Below are 16,074 nucleotides of genomic sequence, written 5' to 3' on the forward strand. Positions count from 1 at the left end.
AAACGACTTTTTGTAGAGAATTCTTAACTTTTCATAGGTAAAACCGTTTTCTTCTCATTTTCCATTCAATAAAAAAGCAAATACCTCGCGTATTTGCTTTTGCACTTAAGCCGTTCAAAGTGGCGACGCTTAGTTCTATCGCTTTTGAGAATATATTTGGTCAAAAACTGCACCATTCACAAAATGTGTTTTTTGCGCTTTTTCCCATCCACCAAACACCTGATTAATATTGAACAATTGAATCTTCGGAAATTGCGCTGCATATTTTGCTGCGACTTGCGGATGACGTGGGCGGAAGTAATGTTTCGCCGCAAGCTCTTGTCCCAAAGGGGAATAAAGGAAGTTTAAGTAGCCACGCGCTAAATGACGATTTCCATTTTTATCTACTGTTTTATCGACGACTGCAACAGAAGGCTCTGCCAAAATCGAAATAGAGGGATAAATGATTTCAAATTTATCTTTTCCCAAACCTTGAGTTGCCAATAACGCTTCATTTTCCCAAGATAACAGCACATCACCAATACCACGTTCAGCAAAAGTCGTTAAGGAACCACGTGCACCTGAGTCTAGAACTTTGACGTTATGGTAAAGTTTTTTGACTAACTCACGCGCTTTTGCATCATTTCCAGCGGGTTGTTTTAATGCATACCCCCAAGCAGATAAATAAATCCAACGCGGCGCACCGCCTGTTTTAGGATTTGGAGTAATAATTTCAACGCCATCTTTAGTTAAGTCATTCCAATCACGAATATGCTTTGGATTGCCTTTGCGAACTAAAAAGACAATCGTTGAAGTATAAGGTGCAGAATTATTTTTAAATTGTTTTTGCCAATCTTTTCGAATTAAACCAGCATTCGCTATTTCATCGATATCATTGGCAAGTGCTAAAGTCACTACATCTGCTTGTAGACCATCGATCACGGATCGAGCTTGCTTACCCGACCCACCATGCGACTGTTTAAAATTAACGTCTTGACCTGTTCTTTGCTTCCAGTACTGTCCAAATGCCTGATTATATTCTTGATAAAACTCACGCGTTGGATCATAAGATACATTTAGAAAGGCTGTCGCTGCTTGGGCTACGCTGGTTAAACCCAACAGCAAAAAAGTTGTTATTACTATTTTCATTTATTTCTTACTCATCAGACCCCATTTATAAGCACTATATTTAGTATCAAATACCTTTACAATCATGTAGTTATATTAATAAGTAGATTGTTATTCTGCTTTTAAGATATACCGCCACAAGATATCTATTGCTCTATAAATGTACAATGAGGCATTGTGAGCTAACATTTGAAAAGTGAGGGCCTCCACGCTTTCTACACATTTGCTTGCTAAATTTGTATTGTGTACAAAGCAGCAACACTGTTATAAACATATATAACGGCGTGGCTAAATTTTAGATTTTTTGTAAAAAGTGTGACGCAGTTCTACTTTTTTATTATTTTTTATGTTTAAATTGTATCTATAAAGCAAATTATTAGTTATTTGGTTGGCCTTGATAGACCAGAAATCAAAAGGGGATGTGAGCAATGCGAGCATTAGAGTTGAAAAAAGCACTATGCCTAAGTTTATTTTTAACTTGTTCTATATCTGTTGGGCATGCAGCTGCGATTAAAGAAAATAACAGTTTAAAAACGCTAGACAAGACGACTTCACCGATCGTTAAAGCGCTCGATCAGCAAAAACGCAATACTTCATTATCATTATCTGCAACAGATGATGAATTAAAAATGTTGAATAGTATTCGTACAACACCGACTCAAACTTTTTTTGCCAGTCAACATGAACGTTTTTCTCGTTTTGTGCAAACCATATTCCAACCACATAGTTCTTAACGATTAAATACGTAATTCATCTCATGTTTAAATGAGCCTAGTCATACCGTGACTAGGCTTTTTCGTTATAATAGTTCAAATTCTAATTTAAACGCCGATCACTTATGACAGTTCGTACTCGCATTGCGCCCTCTCCTACAGGCTTTCCTCATGTAGGCACTGCCTATATTGCATTATTTAATTTATGTTTTGCTAAACAGCACGGTGGTGAATTCATTTTACGTATCGAAGATACGGATCAGCTTCGTTCAACACCTGAATCTGAAAAGATGATTTTAGATTCTTTACGCTGGTTAGGCTTAAATTGGTCAGAAGGCCCAGATGTGGGTGGCCCACATGCCCCATATCGCCAATCTGAACGTATGGGCATTTATAAGCAATATGCACTTGAATTGGTTGAAAAAGGTCATGCGTTCTACTGTTTTGCAACCGCAGAAGAACTCGATCAAATGCGTGCAGAACAACAAGCACGTGGTGAAACACCAAAATATGACGGCCGTGGTTTAAAACTCTCACAAGAAGAAGTTCAACGTCGTCTTGCAGCAGGTGAACCACATGTCATCCGCATGAAAGTGCCTGAACAAGGTATTTGTAAAATCAATGATATGTTACGTGGCGAAGTCGAAATTCCATGGGCACAAGTCGATATGCAAGTTTTGCTAAAAACAGATGGCTTGCCAACCTATCACCTTGCAAACGTCGTGGATGATCATTTGATGGAAATCACCCACGTGTTACGCGGCGAAGAATGGCTCCCTTCTGCACCGAAACACCAGTTATTGTATCAATATTTTGGCTGGGATATGCCTGCGCTGTGCCATATGCCTTTATTGCGGAACCCAGACAAATCAAAACTTTCAAAACGTAAAAACCCAACCTCGATCAACTACTATCGTGATATTGGGGTCTTGCCTGAAGCTCTATTGAACTATTTAGGTCGTATGGGTTGGTCGATGCCTGACGAGCGTGAAGTATTCACGCTGCAAGACATGGTGGACAACTTTGACGTACAACGTGTTTCACTGGGTGGTCCAATCTTTGATGTTGAAAAACTGAATTGGTTGAATGGTCAATGGATTAAGGCACTCACACCTGCAAAATTATTAGAACGTTTATTGACATGGAAAAATGATCCAAAGACTTTAGAAGAGATTGCTGCTGCGATTCAACCGCGAATCAACTTGTTGTCAGAAGCTGTGAATTGGGCAGGTTTTTACTTCAATCACATGCCACAAATCAGCAAAGAACAATTTGAAAGCAAAAAATTGACTGAAGAACAAGTTCGTCAAAGCTTACAGTTCGCGATTTGGCGCTTAGAAAGCCAGTTCACATGGAACAACGACACGGTGAGCCAAACACTGATGGACTTGGCAAATCAAATGGAAATTAAATTGCGTGATTTCATGCCTGCCTTTTTTATTGCCATTGCAGGTTCAACCAGCTCAACCCCTGTGATGCAAGCGATGGTGACGATTGGTCCTGATTTAACTTTTGCGCGTTTACGCCATGCTTTAGAAATTGTAGGTTCGCCAAGCAAGAAAGAACTTAAAGTGTGGGAAAAATTAAATGAATCGCTAAAATTGCCGAAAAATGATGCAAATAGTGAAAGTTAATCCAACATAATCATTGACGTGTGAGTGCAATCCTCCTAATATTGCCTCACACAAACTGGGGCCATAGCTCAGTTGGTAGAGCGCTACAATGGCATTGTAGAGGTCAGCGGTTCGATCCCGCTTGGCTCCACCAAATTTTAAGATTAGAAAAGTAAAACTTTTCCTTAAAATTTAAGCAAACAGCTCCGCTGTGCGCAGGCAAGCTCAGTTTAAAAGTTTGCAATATTTTGTTGCACACAAATGCCTCATCTGTCCCTATCGTCTAGAGGCCTAGGACATCGCCCTTTCACGGCGGTAACCGGGGTTCGAATCCCCGTAGGGACGCCATATTCTGTTTATCTAATAATTATATTTTTCTCACAATCTTTCCATTAAATCAGATTGCACATTTTCGATTTTTCCATAAAATAGCCGCTTCTCTATGCTTGGACAAATTGTCGTATGCAATCTTCCAACTCAAATACCCATCAAGACCCAAATGCACCAAAAACATTAAAACGTGCTATGAGTACTCGCCATTTGGTGATGCTCTCTCTCGGTGGCGCAATCGGTACAGGTTTATTTCTAGGTTCTGGCGAAGTTATTGCCCAAACTGGTCCTGTAGGCGCAATTATCGCCTATATCCTAGGTGGTTTGATCGCCTATATGGTGATGTTATGTCTCGGTGAGCTCGCTGTACACATGCCTGTGGCAGGAGCTTTTGGTGCATACGCGCAAAAATACATTGGTCCAGGCACAGGTTACATGATCTCTTGGGTCTATTGGCTCACATGGACCGCCACGCTAGGAACAGAATTTACCGCCGCAGCTTTATTGATGCAGGAATGGTTCCCCCATATTTCGATGTGGATTTGGACTATTATCTTTGCACTCACCATTTTTGCACTCAACTTGAGTTCCACACGTATTTTTGCTGAGTCAGAATTTTGGCTGGCCTTAGTGAAAGTCGTAACCGTTATTGTGTTTATTTTACTAGGTTTATTGGCAATTTTTGGCTTAATTCCATTTGATGGTGCCGAATCAGCACCGCTGTTCCACAACTTGACTACGCATGGATGGTTCCCTCAAGGTTTGATTCCGATTTTTACCACCATGCTGATTGTAAACTTTGCCTTCTCTGGTACTGAGTTGATTGGTGTTGCCGCAGGTGAAACCAAAGATCCAGCAGTAAACGTACCGAAAGCCATTAATGCAGCCATTTGGCGCTTACTGATTTTCTTTGTTGGAACCATCATTGTCATCAGTGCTTTATTGCCTTTCGAAATCGCAGGTTTAGGCGGCGAAGGGGTCAGCAGCAGTCCTTTTGTTACGGTATTTAATTACATTGGCATTCCTTATGCAGATGACATCATCCGCTTTGTGATTATCACCGCGTTGCTCTCTGCTGCAAACTCAGGCTTATATGCCGCCTCTCGAATGATGTGGTCTCTGTCGGATCAACGCCAACTTCCAAGTCTTTTCTCTCGACTTTCGAAAAGTGGTACACCGATTATTGCGCTTGTGGTGACGATGTTTGGTGCGATTCCTGGACTGTTATCTGAGCATTTTGCCCCAGAAACCATCTTTAAGAATTTGTTAGGCGTGGCTGCATTCACCATGGTGATCGTGTGGATGAGTATTTGCTTGAGCCAATTCAACTTTAGACGTCAGTGGTATAAAGCTGGCTATACTGTAAAGGATTTGAAATTTGCTGCGCCACTGTATCCTATCGTACCGATCTTAGGTTTTGTGTTCTGTCTGATCACAGGTCTTAGTATGGCATATGATCCAGAAATGCATGCTGGCCTCATTGTTTGTTTAATTTTTATCGCGGCATGTTACTTAAGTCACTATGTCTTCTATCGTGATCAAAAATAAATAAATTTCAGTGAAAATGCACTTGTGTTCGCTAAAACTTCAATTGTTTTAGCTTACCCAAGCTGCATTTTTTTGATTTTGATGTAATTTTATCCACTTGTTCGCTTTTTTTAACTTTTAGCCTGAAAAGCGTTTGACACATTATCTAATTCAACCTAATATACGCCCACCTCTGAAACGTCCCTATCGTCTAGAGGCCTAGGACATCGCCCTTTCACGGCGGTAACCGGGGTTCGAATCCCCGTAGGGACGCCATTAATGTTTCAGATGTATGCCTCAATATAAGTCCCTATCGTCTAGAGGCCTAGGACATCGCCCTTTCACGGCGGTAACCGGGGTTCGAATCCCCGTAGGGACGCCAAATTCTAAAAAAGCCACTGCATTGACAGTGGCTTTTTTTATGGGTGGATGTTCTTTATATAAGGCGAACACAGTTCGCCTCTACATTTCACCCAATGCCAACCTGAACCTCTAAACGTCCAGATTGTACACGCAGGCCTCGAATCTCAAATTGATCAACCAGCTGTTGAACCAACTCTCGGCTTTCCTGCAAAATATTCAAACCAGGCAGAATACTAAAATCAGTCAAACTTAACAGCTTATCCACCATCCAAGAGCGGTTATTAATAAAATCAATAAAACCAGCCTCCTCGAGATCAATATACCAAATGCGATGCCCTTCTTTTTGAATACCCGGTACATCCCGAATCAAATGATTAATCAAGAAAGGGATAGGCAAAGAATTAATCACGTCAAAACTGACACTACCCACTCGACGCGCCGCCCAATTGGTCAAAGTTCCGCCATGACGGACCTGAAGGTCTAAATGTTCATCTACCTGACGCAGACGTAAATATTTTTCCTGTCCAATACGACATTCTAAGACATTAAATTCTAATGAAAGGCGATAAAGAAAACGGCGATAGTGTCCGTCTAATTCGATATGAAAACGATCATTGCCACATTCAACTTTAATGTCATCAATTTCAGTACGATCTATCCGTTTTCTTATCTGATTATTGAGCAACATTTCCGGCAAATACAAAGTTAAGCTGCTCTTCCCCAAAGAGGCTCTAGCCATACTGAGTGCCACTTGACGTGCAGCTTCACTGGTTTCTGTGACAATATCTCGCACAGAGTTCCGTACCCCCTCGACACCGCGCTTGGTATGATGGGTAACATGATCTAAAGCATCTAATGCCGCATCTGCCACACCCGCAATATTACGAGAAGTATCACTGGCAAACTCAACTGCATCTTGTGCATGTTGCAATGTCTTATTGATGAGCCGACGTGATAATGATGGTTTATTATCAGATGCTGTATCTGCTGGCATAATATCGAACATTGCCTTTTTATCATCTTGTCGATTCAAGATGCTCTCCCTCTTCCCTTTCTTACTTATTCGCTCACTGCTTCTGAGCTATAGTCCACTTTCCGAACTGGTCGAACGTTTTTTCTAGATTAGCACGCAACGCAGCGCAATTTGCGTATTTTTGTTGCATATCCTCAAATTTTCCATGCGTATATCTGATTAATTTACACTCAAAACTGGTTACTTTTCATCTTGTTTCTGCTGCGATATTTCATTTCTATCTGGACGTAATAAGATTTGATTTAAACGCATCGTTTTGTATTTTTCTAAATTTTGTTGAATCTGATTTATTTTCTCTTGTCCATCATCATGATCAAAATGAACGAGCTCGCGTAGCGTGACCCACGCTGCTTGCATCTTATCAAAATCATTGCCTTTCTCTAATTTCTGTTGCAACCAATCCGATAAATCTTGCGCACGTTTTTGTATTTCAAATTGATAGGCAAACAAACCGCTGGAGAGTGCCATATCATCGAATTGACTGCACAACAACGTTTTGATTTGCTGCAATTGATGACTTTGTTGCTGCAAATAACTATTGAGAATTCCTTGTTGGAACCATACAGCCAATGCTGTCATTTCAGCGACAATAACATCTCGTTGCTCATACAAGCTATTTCGCTCAGCATGTTGTTTATCCAGACGAATATCGCCTAAATAATGAAGGAGACCATGCTCCAAAATCGTATGAATTCCCCCTAAATCTAATTTTTTCCTATCGACCAATACGAGTCGAGTAAGCAGATGTGTGAGTTGCTCATGCTGTTCTTGATCTATCAGCAAAGTTAAACAAGTATCAGCGTCTTTTTGTATAGATCGCCACAAGTTCGCCAGTAGCGATTCGGCGCTTTGCTGCTCAATTCGATCTTTAGTCTGCATCAATTTACGTTGCAAGGCATGTTGCATCGAACTCGACTGCGCGATACTTTCTAACACATGAGAATCGATTAATAATTGCGGTGCACTGGCAATCACCTCTTTACTATAAGCAAGTTGAGATTCTCGCCCACCCAGTATTCCACCCAAAGATTTTCCCAGTGAATTTAAACCACGACCAACATCCATCAAAATATTGGTTTCTGATCCTCGTGTTTGCAAAATTTCTCTAGGAAGTAGAGTGCTCACAGCGTTATGCAAGATTTTCGAATAGGTTTTCTGATCAATTGCTTTGCTGTACTGACACAGTAAAGCAATGGCATACTCAACATCACTGACATGCGGCTGATAGTCAGGCTCATTGCGATGCAGTAAACAATCGATATAAGCATAAAAGGCGACTTCATTGCGTTGTGGCGAATGCTGCGCAGCCCACTCATATTGTTCTATCGCTTGGCTGTATTGTGCTGCACCAGCATACGCTTTCGCTAAAGCAATGGCATGTGCCACACTCGGATCGTGCTGTTGAAAATAACTGAGTAAATCAATTTTAGGCTGTTGATCGAGACATGACTCAAGCTGACGCACGTAGCCATTAATTTGCTGTGATGTCGGCTGCTGAACGACATAGTTCAGTTGGTAGGTCACGCATTGCTCATACCATGCATATTTCCGTGCATGAAACTCATATGCAGGGATCAATTCATCTTCAATCAGTTGAATCAACTGGGTTGTATAGAGAATATCTTCATCTGTCTCATGCTTGAATTTCCATTGCTTCGGTAAAGAGACTTTAAATAAACGCAAAAAGAAATTGGCGCTAAGGTCTGGACTTTCCATACTGACCAATATCAATTTATCTTGTGTGGACAGATGCCCCTTGGCTTTTGCAATCCGTGCTAAACGCAATTTTAAAATTTTAGTAGGAAGCATGTATTTCCTTGCGTATTATTCGCTCAATTCTTCGATCAACTTATCATGACTGTGAATACTTTAGCGAATAGCTTTAGACGAGATGCATGCCAAGCGCTACCTCGATGCTCAGCCCCAATATGAGGTGCAATCGTGTAAATTTTTGAATTTGCATCATTCTCGGTTTTAGCTTTTGTGCTTTTTTCGCTAAAATAGCCAAAACAGAATAGGAAAAATCTATGCAATACCGTTGCCCTAAGTGCCAAAGCGTAAAAGTGATGCCTGTCAGTCAAGGTGCAAATAGCCCTCGTCCAAACGTACCGAAAAGTTTGGTGCTACTTGTTCCAGCAATTTTTATTTTATTAATTTTGGTGCTGATTAGCATTGCACTGTGGCTTTTTGGCAATGGCGCAGGTCAAGGTCTACAAATTGCAACTGTTGTTGTATTTGCTGTCTGTGTGATTGCAGGTGGCTTATTTTGGCGTGATCTACCCGATTTCAAAATTTCAATGCAAGCCTTTATGCAGGCACAAAAACATTGGAAATGCCGTGACTGCAATCACGAATGGCAAAACTAATACACTGATCATAAAATCTCGCGCCTCCACATCAGCTTAGTGCTGATGTGGCTGATCTTGTTTTACTGGTTCAGCATGTGAATGAGTATGCTGACAATTCATCTCAGCATCATCCTCAATCTGTAAGGTCACTTCAGCAATATCATGTTGGTGTGTCAACATTTCTGTTGCGGCACGATGCAATTGTTTCCGATCAGCATTCGGCGCAAACAAATGTACAGTTAAATGAATATTCTTCGAGCTAATCGCCCAAACTTTCAATTGATGAATACTCTCAACACCCTCTAACGCCAATAAGTCATTTCTTAACTTTTCAATATCAACTTCGTCTGGCACGCCTTCCAATAGAATATTGATACTCTGCTTTAATAAGATCCACGTTCTTGGTAATACCCAAAAACCAATAGCGACCGCAATAATCGTATCTACCCAATACCAATTGGTGTAATAAATTACAATCGCACCAATGATCACACCAACGGAACCCAAAGCATCACTCAGCACTTCTAGATACGCGCCTTTGATATTTAAACTTTCTGAAGCGCTGGACATCAGCATCTTCATTGAAATCAAATTAATCACCAAACCCAGTGTTGCCACAATCAGCATCCCCAAGCTATGAATTTCTGGGGGTTGGGTAAAGCGTTGATACGCTTCGTACAAAATGTACATCGCTACAAAGAACAGCATAGAAGCATTAAATAATGCCGCCAAAATTTCAAAACGTTGATAACCAAAAGTACGCTTGTTATCTGCTGGTCGCTTGGAAATTTGAATAGCTGCCAATGCAATCGCAAGTGCAGCCGCATCGGTAAACATATGTGCCGCATCGGAGAGTAATGCCAAACTTTGGGTCATTAAACCCGCAATAACCTCGACGACCAAAAATGTCGATGTGAGTATCAGGGCAATGGTTAATTTTTTGACATTGCCTTCAGTCACCGCTGCATGACTATGGTCATGACCTTGATGTCCACTCATGTTGGACTCCTCATTTGCGTGAAAAACAAAAACCGCCTATTTTCACTGTCATTTACTCGTGCTAGACGTCATCCACAACCTGCGTGCTATCCGCTATATACCGTTTCTGCGACGCTGTTTATGAAATGCAGAAAGTGAACAGGTTTTGTGGATGACAAAGTTTTTGGTTACTTTTTTAAAAAAGTAACGGAGTTAACGGATGAGATCAAGCTCATCACAGTAAGACTCCGCCATGAAATACAAGGGTCAACAATCCCTCTCATTCATCCAGCGATACACCACAGGCAAAATCACCAAAGTCAGTAAAGTCGATGAAATAATCCCACCAATCACCACTGTTGCCAATGGACGCTGTACCTCTGCACCCGTTCCAGTCGCGATTGCCATCGGAATAAAACCAAGTGATGCCACAAAAGCTGTCATCAGAACAGGACGCAAACGTAAGATTGCTCCTTGCCATGTGGCAATATGCAGATCGAACTGCTCACGTAGTTCTTTAATAAAACTCAGCATCACCAAACCATTCAATACTGCAACACCCGAAAGCGCAATAAAACCCACGCCCGCAGACATCGACAATGGAATATCTCGCAACCACAATGCAACCAGTCCACCAGACAAGGCAAATGGCACGCCACTAAATACCAGCAAGCTTTCTTTAAAGTTATGGAATACCGCCATCAATAAAGTAAAAATCGCAATCAATGCCAATGGAATCACAATCTGCATACGTGCTGCCGCAGATGCCAAGTTTTCAAACTGCCCACCATATTCCAACCAATAGCCTGCGGGTAAAGGTTGCTGCTTCAGGGTCGTTTGCAACTCTTGCACAAATGAACCAAGGTCTCGTCCTTCTACATTTGCCGTCACAATGACACGACGTTTACCATTTTCACGTCCAACTTGGCTCATGCCTGAGATGGTTTCGACTTTGGCGACATCTTGTAATTGAATCAGACCACCATTGGGTAATTGGATCGGGAGCTGCGCCAAGTTTTGTGCGGTGCGTTGATCGTCAGGTAGACGAATTTCAAAATCAAAACGACGGTCACCTTGTAAAATCTGACCGACATTTTGACCACCGACACTGGCCGCAACCACATCTTGAATCGTTTTCACCGACAAACCATATTGCGCCGCAAGCGCATTGTTAATATCCACATTTAATACAGGCAAACCACTGGTCTGTTCAACTTTGACTGCTGTCGCACCTGAAATCTTTTGTATTTTTTGAGCAATGGCTTGTGCTTGTGTATCGAGCACATTCATATCATCGCCAAATACTTTAATTCCCACATCACTGCGTATTCCTGAAATTAACTCATTAAAACGCAATTCAATCGGTTGAGAAAACTCACTGTTATTACCTGGAATGGTTTCTAAAAATGCTTGCATGCGGGTACGCAATGCATCAATGCTTTCTTTTGGGTTTTTCCATTGATCTTTAGGTTTCAATAGAATAACTGCATCAGAAATATTGGGTGGCATGACATCAGTCGCCACTTCAGCCGTACCTGTACGAGCAAATACCGCCTTCACCTCTGGAAAGTTTTTCAGAATTAACTTTTCAGTATTTTCTTGCATCCGCAAAGACTGTTCTAAACCTGTACTTGGCGACCGCATTTGTTGTACTGCAAAATCACCTTCACTCAGTTGTGGGGCAAATTCACTGCCGATTTGAGTGGTTAACACCCCAGTCAAAACCAAGATACTGATAGCAAATGTCACAACCACCATTTTGAATTGATAAGCCCAATCTAAGATCTGTTGATACTTCCCTTTTAAGGTCTGCATCCAACGTGATTCTTTTTCTTTGACTTCACCCGTAATGAATAATGCAACTGCGGCAGGCACAAAAGTCACCGACAGAATCATCGCACCCAGCAATGCCATCACCACTGTCATCGCCATCGGATGGAACATTTTCGCTTCTACACCTGTCAGTGCAAAAATCGGTAAATACACCACCATAATAATGGCTTGCCCAAACAATAACGGTTTACGTGCTTGTTTTGCTGCAAGAAAGACTTCTTTAAAGCGTTCTTGTCGGGTTAATAATCGCCCCGCATGATGCTGTGCCTCTGCAAGCCGTCGAATACAGTTTTCAACAATCACCACCGCACCATCGACAATGATCCCGAAGTCCAATGCACCCAAACTCATCAAGTTGGCACTGATATTCTGCTGTGCCATGCCCGTCAAGGTGAACAGCATGGAAAGTGGAATCACACAGGCCGTGATTAAAGCCGCACGGAAATTACCTAAGAAAATAAACAGAATCACGATCACCAAAATCGCGCCTTCGACCAAGTTCTTCTGCACCGTTTTGATGGCTTTGTTGACCAATGTCGTTCGGTCATACACCGTTTCAATTTCTACACCTTTCGGGAGCGTCGATTGAATTTCTTGGATCTTTGCATCCACCGCTTGCGCAACAGTACGACTGTTTTCGCCCATCATCATCATGGCGATGCCGAGAACAGTCTCTTCACCATTATAGGTTGCCGCACCAGTACGCAAGTCATGCCCGATTGCAACCGTTGCAACATCTGACACACGAATCGGTGAACCATTTTTAATACTGACAGTGATGTTCTGAATATCTTCGATGGTACTCAACATACCCGGCACACGAACCGTCAGCTGCTGACCATTCTCCTCAATGAAACCTGAGCCACGGTTTTCATTATTTTCCTGCAATGCAGTTTGAAATTCAGTGAGTGAAATCTGTAACTGTTGTAGGCGTTTTAAGTCAGGCGAAACGATATAGGTTTTGTTGTAACCCCCAATACTGTTGATTTCAGCCACACCTTTGACGCGCTGCAATTGTGGGCGCACGATCCAGTCTTGGATTTCACGTAAATCCATTGCGCTATAGGGCGTACCATCCTCTTTTTTCGCACCAGCTTTGGCTTTGACTACCCACTGATATATTTCGCCTAAACCTGTCGAAACAGGTGACATCACAGGATCAACCGCATCAGGCAATTGTCCATCCGCTTCTTGCAAACGTTGATTGATCAACTGTCTGGCCCAATAAATATCAGTGCCATCTTTAAAAATAATGGTGACTTGCGATAAACCATAACGCGAAATCGAACGGGTTTGTTCTAAGTCAGGAATCCCCGCCATTGCAGTTTCGATCGGATAGGTAATTCGCTGTTCAACTTCTAAAGCGGTATAGCCATTGGCTTGGGTATTAATCTGTACCTGCGTATTAGTAATATCGGGAACGGCATCAATCGGTAGTTTCTGATAACTCCACACCCCAATCGCAATCCACGTCATCACAAACAGCATGACCCAAATGGCATTTTTAATCGCAAACTGAATCAGGCGATCAAATAAGCCTTCAGGTTTTGGCAATTGAGAAGAATTAGTGTCCATGCTCAGCCTCTCCTTTTTCAAGTTCAGACTTCAACAAGAAACTGCCTACTGCGACATAAGATTGACCTGCTGTTAGACCCTGAGTAATTTCAACCCATTGCCCATCTTGGCTACGCTGTCCGATCTGTACTGGAACTGCACTAAAATCGAAACCTTTTTTCGGATTCGACTTCGCCACAAAAACCACATCTTTGCCTTCAACCTGTTGAATCGCTTCGGCACTGACTCGCATCACCGATGGCTGTGAACCTGCTTGTAATTCAACATTGACCATCAAATTTGGACGTAGCTCAGCCGCGTTCGATAAAACTTTGGCACGTACTTGTAAGCGACCAGTTTGTGCATCTGCTTCAGAGGTCAAGCTCTGGACTTGCGCATTAAATTGATTGCCTGTTTGCAGCGATTTAAAACGAATTTGCTGATTCGGCTGCACATTGATATTGACCATGGTCGGCAATACAAACTCCAGCCAAAGTTGGTCTAATTGATCAATGGTAAATAGTTGATCTGCAAGCTGAACATTTTCACCAATCACAATATCTTTATTGCTGATCACACCACTAATCGGTGCAGTTAAGCGATAGCGTCCATTTGACCCTGAAGCTGCTCCAAATGCAGTTAAACGTGAGCGCGCTGCTTGTACTTGGATTTGGGCTTGGCGATAGGCGTTATAGGCGCGTTGATATTCTTGTTTGGCAGAAATACCTTGTGACCAAAGACTACGTTCACGCTCATAATCTTGTTTAGCCAAGTCTAAATTGGTTTGCGCAATTTGCAGATTGGCTTGTTGATCAACCAAGTCAGGCACGAGCAAATTTGCCAATGCTTGTCCTTGTTTGACTTGTTGCCCCAACTCCACATATACGGACTCAACTCGCCCCGCAAAGCTTGGGGAAACGTGTGCCTGACGATCGGTATTGACTGTCAGTTTCGCAGGGAAAGTTTGCACTTGATTGACTTCACCGAGCGCGACTTGAGCAAGCTTGACACTATACTGCTGCATCTGTTCGGCACTTAGACTTAAGCTTTCCTCTGACTCATGCTCCTCTCCTGTGTCCGCATGCTGATCTTTTTCATTTTCCTGATGCGAATGCCCTTGTTCGCCATGTTCCGCGCTTTCGCTGCTTTTGCGCTGACCACTCCACAACAACACGGCAGCCACAAGCGTCGTTGCAATGACAATAATGGCAATCCAAACCCATTGAGAACGCATTTTTGCTTTAATCTTCATCTCGTTATTCTCCAACTTGGTTTGGGAAGGCATTACTTTGTTGCCATATACGCTGATTCAGTTGCATCAAGGCATCTTTGGCGGTGATTTGTTCGGTTGACAGTCCCATACGCGCACTTTGCACTTCGGTACTGAGTTGCCATGCTTGCTTTAGCAATTGCACTTTACGTAAACGCACATCCTGTAGCTGCATAGTGGCTTGTTGCACATCGGTGACTGAAAATTTGCCTAAACGAAAGCCCTGCAAGGTTTTTTGCTGAACTTGATTCGCCAGTGGAATTTGCTGATCGTCGAGCTGCTTAAATTGCGCTTGTAAGCCCTTCAATTCAGCCAGACGAATATCAATATCCATCTGATTCTGCTGACGATAGGTCCGTTGTTGCTGCTGAATAAGGCTTTGTTTGGCTTGGGCAATTTGAACCCCATATTTTTGGGAGTTAAAAATATTGAGTGGAATTTCAATGCCTAAACGAATTTGGTTTTCGCTATATTGATCAGCTGAACGGGTGCGATTGACACCAAACGTCATGATCGGCTGTGGACGTGACTTGGCTTTGAGTTGGTCAATTTGCGCTTGTTGACGCTGCGTTTCTAACTGCAAACCTCGCTCAAATAAATTCTCATTTTGCTCAGTCACTGCCTTGATCTGCGTCGCTTTGGTCCATAATTCAGCCGTGCTTGCAGAAATTGAAAATTGATTTACGCTTTCTCCTGCAAGGCTCGCCAATTGCTTTTGTGCCAGTTGCAGTTGTAAATCCGCTTGTTGAAAGAGCCGCTGATTTTCCAAATGTGCGATACGAACCCGCTCCACATCGACTTGGGCAATGCTGCCTGCCTGATAACGTCTTTGAGAGGCATCCAAGTTTTGCTGGCTGACTTGTAATTGCTCAGCAATCACTGATTTTTCGAGTTGTAATAAAGCCACTTGTGCCCAAACATATTGCACGATCAATTCGAGTTCTGCGTCGTAGCGTTGCTGTTCCAAGTCAACTTGATTGGCGGAAAGCTTAGCCACTTTTTGCGCCGCTTTACGCTGACCAAAGAGATCTAAAGGCTGTGAAATACCAATGGACAACTCTCGGTCTTGATCATTTTGAAAGCCTGTTTGCTCAATCGAAATACTCGGATTTGCCCACAAAGCACTTTGTTTTAGCTGCACACTCGCCATCTGTTGTTGTGTTTGCCAGCTTGACTGATTGTTTTGATAAGCACGAACCTGCTGCAAAATTTGTTCAAAATTAGAATTTTGCTGCACGACACTTGAACTTGCTGATGCCTGATTGACATCGAGTACAGATTTCGCTGATATGGATTGCCCGAAAACTACAGTCGAGAGAGCAATCCCCAATATCGACCACTTGAATGGTGATGAATGGACAGAATTTTTTAGCGTATGGGTACGCTGATTTAAACTTAAAGACAT

Annotated in this window: 11 protein-coding genes and 4 tRNA genes; 8 read left to right on the forward strand and 7 right to left on the reverse strand. The window is 42.3% G+C overall.

Annotated features, from left to right (window positions below; genetic code table 11):
• Window positions 1-135: 135 nt before the first annotated feature.
• A complete protein-coding gene (locus EAH57_RS04075; RefSeq protein WP_121928943.1) occupies window positions 136-1,128 on the reverse strand; it encodes a sulfate ABC transporter substrate-binding protein in 993 nt (330 codons plus the stop codon).
• Between the two features lie 407 nt (window positions 1,129-1,535).
• On the opposite strand from EAH57_RS04075, the gene EAH57_RS04080 reads away from it, so the two are divergent.
• From EAH57_RS04080 to EAH57_RS04110, 7 genes are all read left to right on the forward strand, one after another.
• Window positions 1,536-1,841 (forward strand): DUF4179 domain-containing protein, encoded by a 306-nt coding sequence (locus EAH57_RS04080; RefSeq protein ID WP_121928944.1) that lies wholly within the window; start codon window positions 1,536-1,538, stop codon window positions 1,839-1,841.
• A 104-nt stretch (window positions 1,842-1,945) separates the two neighbouring features.
• The gene (gltX, locus tag EAH57_RS04085; RefSeq protein WP_121928945.1) at window positions 1,946-3,454 is read left to right on the forward strand and encodes a glutamate--tRNA ligase; all 1,509 of its coding nucleotides are present in this window, start codon (window positions 1,946-1,948) and stop codon (window positions 3,452-3,454) included.
• Window positions 3,455-3,511: 57 nt separating this feature from the next.
• Window positions 3,512-3,587, forward strand: a tRNA-Ala gene (locus EAH57_RS04090).
• Between the two features lie 118 nt (window positions 3,588-3,705).
• Window positions 3,706-3,781, forward strand: a tRNA-Glu gene (locus tag EAH57_RS04095).
• 114 nt (window positions 3,782-3,895) lie between these two features.
• Window positions 3,896-5,311, forward strand: coding sequence for an amino acid permease (locus tag EAH57_RS04100; RefSeq protein WP_121928946.1), 1,416 nt, complete (start codon window positions 3,896-3,898; stop codon window positions 5,309-5,311).
• A gap of 179 nt (window positions 5,312-5,490) precedes the next feature.
• A tRNA-Glu gene (locus EAH57_RS04105) sits at window positions 5,491-5,566 on the forward strand.
• A 30-nt stretch (window positions 5,567-5,596) separates the two neighbouring features.
• Window positions 5,597-5,672, forward strand: a tRNA-Glu gene (locus EAH57_RS04110).
• Between the two features lie 87 nt (window positions 5,673-5,759).
• On the opposite strand, the gene EAH57_RS04115 is transcribed toward EAH57_RS04110, so the two are convergent.
• Window positions 5,760-6,686, reverse strand: a complete 927-nt coding sequence (locus EAH57_RS04115; RefSeq protein WP_121928947.1) for a hypothetical protein — start codon at window positions 6,684-6,686, stop codon at window positions 5,760-5,762.
• Between the two features lie 180 nt (window positions 6,687-6,866).
• On the reverse strand, window positions 6,867-8,495 hold the full coding sequence (locus tag EAH57_RS04120) for a hypothetical protein (protein ID WP_121928948.1): 1,629 nt from the start codon (window positions 8,493-8,495) through the stop codon (window positions 6,867-6,869).
• 218 nt (window positions 8,496-8,713) lie between these two features.
• Between EAH57_RS04120 and EAH57_RS04125 the strand changes: the two genes are divergently transcribed.
• Window positions 8,714-9,052 carry a hypothetical protein gene (locus EAH57_RS04125; protein ID WP_004673246.1) on the forward strand — a complete coding sequence of 113 codons (339 nt, stop codon included), beginning with the start codon at window positions 8,714-8,716 and terminating at the stop codon, window positions 9,050-9,052.
• A gap of 36 nt (window positions 9,053-9,088) precedes the next feature.
• On the opposite strand, the gene EAH57_RS04130 is transcribed toward EAH57_RS04125, so the two are convergent.
• From EAH57_RS04130 to EAH57_RS04145, 4 genes are all read right to left on the reverse strand, one after another.
• Complete coding sequence (locus EAH57_RS04130) at window positions 9,089-10,033, reverse strand: cation diffusion facilitator family transporter (protein WP_121928949.1); 945 nt, start codon at window positions 10,031-10,033, stop codon at window positions 9,089-9,091.
• Between the two features lie 246 nt (window positions 10,034-10,279).
• On the reverse strand, window positions 10,280-13,420 hold the full coding sequence (locus tag EAH57_RS04135) for an efflux RND transporter permease subunit (protein ID WP_121928950.1): 3,141 nt from the start codon (window positions 13,418-13,420) through the stop codon (window positions 10,280-10,282).
• A complete protein-coding gene (locus EAH57_RS04140; RefSeq protein WP_121928951.1) occupies window positions 13,410-14,651 on the reverse strand; it encodes an efflux RND transporter periplasmic adaptor subunit in 1,242 nt (413 codons plus the stop codon). Before EAH57_RS04140 ends, EAH57_RS04135 begins: the two co-directional genes overlap by 11 nt.
• Before the next feature lie 4 nt (window positions 14,652-14,655).
• The gene (locus tag EAH57_RS04145; RefSeq protein WP_121928952.1) at window positions 14,656-16,074 is read right to left on the reverse strand and encodes a TolC family protein; all 1,419 of its coding nucleotides are present in this window, start codon (window positions 16,072-16,074) and stop codon (window positions 14,656-14,658) included.

Source organism: Acinetobacter sp. 2JN-4 (genome assembly GCF_003687745.1).
Taxonomy (GTDB): domain Bacteria; phylum Pseudomonadota; class Gammaproteobacteria; order Pseudomonadales; family Moraxellaceae; genus Acinetobacter; species Acinetobacter halotolerans.